Origin of the sequence: Mesorhizobium sp. M1E.F.Ca.ET.063.01.1.1 (genome assembly GCF_003998155.1) — a bacterium.
Taxonomy (GTDB): Bacteria; Pseudomonadota; Alphaproteobacteria; order Rhizobiales; family Rhizobiaceae; genus Mesorhizobium.
In genome coordinates, this window is the sequence record NZ_RZSC01001442.1 from 1 (window position 1) to 634 (window position 634).

At 65.5% G+C, this 634-nt stretch carries 1 pseudogene; it reads left to right on the forward strand.

Features of this window, described 5'->3' with window-relative positions:
- A pseudogene (locus EOA29_RS39110) lies at positions 1-634 on the forward strand (AsmA protein); the annotation flags it as partial.

Consider the following 634-nt stretch of genomic DNA (forward strand, 5'->3'; position numbering starts at 1 on the left):
CAGCAAGGCGCCACGGCGAAGGGCAAGGTCAATCTCGACGCCGCCGATATCGAGCCGTGGCTGATGACGACAGGCGTCGGGCTGCCCGGCATGGGAACCGGCACTTCGGCATCGCTGGCCGCCGATGCCGATTTCGGCAATGGGCTTCTGGTGCTGAGCGGGCTCACCGGCGCGATCAACAAGGCCGCAGTGTCCGGCGACGTCAATGTCGACATGAAAGATGGGCTGCCGCATCTCGCGGGCGCGCTGGCGCTCGACGAACTCGATCTCGACCCGCTGGCGGTGTCGCTGTTCGGGGACCAGTCCTTCACATCCGACAAGAGCGGCTGGCCGACCGCGCCGTTCAGCCAAAAGTCGACCCTGCCGTTCAGTGCCGATCTCGATCTCGATACGGCCGCCCTTGCCGCCGGGCCGTTCGCCACCGCGCATGACGCGGCCTTGTCGCTGAAGCTCGACCAGGAAGGCATCCATGTCTCGAACCTCAAGGCCACGCTCTATGGCGGTGCGCTGACCGGGCTGTTCGAACTCAAGAACACGGAAGGCACCGGTCTGTTTTCGGGTCAGTTGAAGCTGGCCGGCGGGGATCTTTCCGTGCTGCCGGGTTCGGGCGTCAGAGGCAGCGGCGATATTTCCG